Below are 234 nucleotides of genomic sequence, written 5' to 3' on the forward strand. Positions count from 1 at the left end.
GCCATGTGCTTTTCAAACGCAGCCTTAAGCTTCGGCGACTGCGCGGCTTTGGCCATTTTCGGCAGGGCGGACAGGATCTTCTTCTCGGCGAAGTAGATATCCTTCAGTGTATCAAGAAACAGATCTTTCAGTTCTTTCTCTCTAGCCATAGGACCCTCCAGGTTAAATTGCTGGTACCAAACACGATTGCCGTTGAGTTGTTCCTAACCGAAACCAATTTCCCCTGCGCAGATC

1 protein-coding gene is annotated in these 234 nt (G+C 49.6%); it reads right to left on the reverse strand.

From position 1 onward, the window contains the following. A partial coding sequence (locus QSV46_RS41125) for a DUF892 family protein (RefSeq protein WP_314964535.1) occupies positions 1-149 on the reverse strand: 149 nt, incomplete at its 3' end. Between the last annotated feature and the right edge of the window lie 85 nt (positions 150-234).

Origin of the sequence: Bradyrhizobium cosmicum (genome assembly GCF_032290525.1) — a bacterium.
GTDB classification, from domain to species: Bacteria; Pseudomonadota; Alphaproteobacteria; order Rhizobiales; family Xanthobacteraceae; genus Bradyrhizobium; species Bradyrhizobium cosmicum_A.